The following is a 2,137-nucleotide window of genomic DNA, read 5'->3' as shown; positions in this document are numbered from 1 at the left end:
CCTCGTTGGCTGAATAAGAGCATCAGCAACAAACAAATCACTCAAGAAGTTGCATCATCGATGACGGTGGTAAAGCAAGCCAAGGATAAGTTGGCTACTGCCACAACGATGATTACCAAGTATGCTCAAGCAGTCGACGTTGATCCCATCCCATGGATTGACCAGTTGAAGCAAGGACAGGACGTCCAGTACTTGTTGCAGGCAATTGACCGGCAAGTTGAATCAGTCAAAGAACGTGAACGTCAGCGAGAGATTAAACAGCAAGTGGCTGCAGAGCATCAGCAAGAAACGAGTACCGGTAAAATTGTCGATACCGACACCGGGGAAGTAGTTTCGTTTACGAAAGTGTTAAAGATTACAGCAACTAAGGATCAAATGTGGGAGCTAGCGACTTTTATGAAGAAAAATGGAATCAAATTTGAAGCGGTGGAATAAATGAAATTTTTTGAGGACGGAAAAATTCCAAAAATACCGAATATGTATTTTATTTACGGCGATGGCGGTACTGGTAAAACTTCGCTAGTAAAGCAGTTTGTCGGGCACAAATTACTGTTCAGTTTTGATTTATCAAGCGATGTCCTCATCGGTGACAAAAATGTTGATGTCGTCATTTTCGAGCAGCAAGATGCCGCGAATATCCAAGGGATTGTTGAACAAATGATTGTGCGGGCAATTGCAAATCCAAAGTATCAAGTTATTGTATTGGACAACGTGACGGCCTTGCAAAATTTGGTATTAGCAAACATCAATGATTCCAAGGATAATCGTCAAAATTACCAGGCGCTACAATTGTGGTTTCGTGCGCTCGGAACCACGTTAAAGGAGAGCGGAAAGACGGTCTATTCAACCGCTCATCAACTTGATAATGGCACGGCCGGGCTAAATAACGATGGTAGATTTATGGCAGACATGAACGAGAAGACCTTCAATGCTTACACAAGCATGTTTGACCTGGTCGGCCGAATTTATCTCAAAGACGGTGTACGGATGATTGACCTAAATCCAGAGTTAGGCAATCACACTAAAAATCGATTAGACACTCGCAAGTTAATCAAAGCGGATGAACTAATCAAATCAGAAAAGGGAGAGAAATAAATATGTCTTTATTTACAGTAGATTCAAATAACGTTTTCGGTCAATCAGTTGAAGAGGCTGGTGTTTACAATGTTGCAATTTCACCAAGCTCGGAATTTAAAACTAGTAGTACTGGGAAGCCGATGGCGGTGCTCGATTACGAGGTTTTAGACGGGAAGTACAAAGGCGGGCAAATTCGATTTGATAATGAGATTTGGGACGGATCAACCCAAGAAAAGGCGGAAATGTCGGCCAAGCGTTTTAGCACGATTGCAGTAGCGCTGGGGGCGCAAAATGGGGCGTCATTCGATTCGATTGAGCAGTTTGTTAGTCAGGCAGTAGGTCATAAGCTAGCTGTCGTGGTCGATTGGGAAGCTGGCCAGAATGGCAAAACTTATTTAGTCGTCAAAGGCTATCGTCAATACATGGATGATGGTAGTAAGCCAAACGGAACCACTCGACCAACTGAAAAGTCAGCAGCTGGTAATGGATTTAGTAATTCAACCACTTCGGGTGCATTTGGCACGTCAGCGAAAGGTAATGCATTCGGAGGCCAACCAACTCCACCAGCTAATAATCCAAGCAATATGTATAGCGGCGGGAAGTTCGATGATGTACCCAACGGAATGCCCTTTTAATTGGTCCAATTTAAATAAAAGGATTCAAGAAAACTCGCATTTGCATGGAGGTGACTAGGTGCAACGCTCACGAACACAACTCGTTAACAACGATGGAAAACTTTATCTAGTCACGGAATTGGACGAGAAGCCGAACATGGACCATTTGGAGACTGTTAGCGGTAGTAATGACCAATTTTACATGGATTGGGAAATAGCCGACACACGCAAAGCCAGGCCACAACAACGACGTCTATTCTTTGCGCTGCTGAATGATATCGCAGACTGGTCAGTGGTGCCGCAAGACTTTTTGAAATCGATGTTTTATCTGCAATATCAGATATTTACCGATGGCAAGCAAATCAGTCTGTCAGACGCCACAAAATCGAGTGTGAGCGATGCTAACCAGTTGTTAGACCTAGTTATCGACTTCATGTTTGAGTGGC

Annotated in this window: 3 protein-coding genes and 1 pseudogene; all 4 read left to right on the top strand. The window is 43.6% G+C overall.

All coding sequences use genetic code 11. The annotated features are described in order from the left end of the window. Window positions 1-435, top strand: a 435-nt coding sequence (locus tag DY78_RS10895; protein WP_156404122.1) for a DUF1351 domain-containing protein, incomplete at its 5' end; no start/stop codon positions are given. Beyond that, entirely contained in the window at window positions 436-1,095 is a 660-nt protein-coding gene (locus DY78_RS10890; RefSeq protein WP_024626254.1) for an AAA family ATPase, read from the top strand. Between the two features lie 2 nt (window positions 1,096-1,097). Continuing rightward, window positions 1,098-1,712, top strand: coding sequence for a DUF669 domain-containing protein (locus DY78_RS10885; RefSeq protein ID WP_024626253.1), 615 nt, complete (start codon window positions 1,098-1,100; stop codon window positions 1,710-1,712). A gap of 58 nt (window positions 1,713-1,770) precedes the next feature. Continuing rightward, window positions 1,771-2,137: pseudogene (locus tag DY78_RS10880) on the top strand (putative HNHc nuclease); the annotation flags it as partial.

Source organism: Lactiplantibacillus fabifermentans DSM 21115 (assembly GCF_000498955.2).
In the GTDB taxonomy this organism is placed as follows: Bacteria; Bacillota; Bacilli; order Lactobacillales; family Lactobacillaceae; genus Lactiplantibacillus; species Lactiplantibacillus fabifermentans.
This window is presented reverse-complemented; position numbering and strand designations above follow the sequence as displayed.